General features: G+C 42.6%; 2 rRNA genes. Both read right to left on the reverse strand.

Annotated features, from left to right (window positions below):
* Nucleotides 1–122 (reverse strand): 23S ribosomal RNA (locus tag CLTHE_RS01530); the annotation flags it as partial.
* Between the two features lie 254 nt (nt 123–376).
* Nucleotides 377–650 (reverse strand): 16S ribosomal RNA (locus tag CLTHE_RS01535); the annotation flags it as partial.

The raw sequence follows: 650 nt of genomic DNA on the forward strand, positions 1-650 counted from the left end.
CTCATTCGGAAATCTTCGGATCTCTGGCTATGTGCGCCTACCCGAAGCTTATCGCAGCTTATCACGTCCTTCATCGGCTCCTGATGCCAAGGCATTCACCATACGCCCTTTGTAGCTTGACCTATTAATTAGTCATGTTTCAGATTTTACAATCTTGAATTAGTCACAAAGAATAGTATTTAAAATACATTTTCTTGGCTTTGTTGTATCAACAATTTATTTCAATGTGCAATTTTCAAAGAACAAAAGAGAAACTATGGTTTCTCAAAATTGAACAGGATATAAACAACCGAAACCTTCTTTTAAACAAGAAATTCGTCTTTTCCGAATTTTTTATTTACTAGTCAAACTTCTTGTTTGCTAGATTTCTCCATAGAAAGGAGGTGATCCAGCCGCAGGTTCTCCTACGGCTACCTTGTTACGACTTCACCCCAATCGCTGACCCTACCTTAGGTCGCTGCCTCCTTGCGGTTAGCTCACGAACTTTGGGTATTGCCAACTCTCATGGTGTGACGGGCGGTGTGTACAAGGCCCGGGAACGTATTCACCGCGACATGCTGATTCGCGATTACTAGTAACTCCAGCTTCATGTAGGCGAGTTTCAGCCTACAATCCGAACTGAGACCGGTTTTAAAGTTTTGCTCCACCTC

The sequence above is a fragment of the Clostridium thermobutyricum DSM 4928 genome, assembly GCF_002050515.1.
Taxonomy (GTDB): Bacteria; Bacillota; Clostridia; order Clostridiales; family Clostridiaceae; genus Clostridium; species Clostridium thermobutyricum.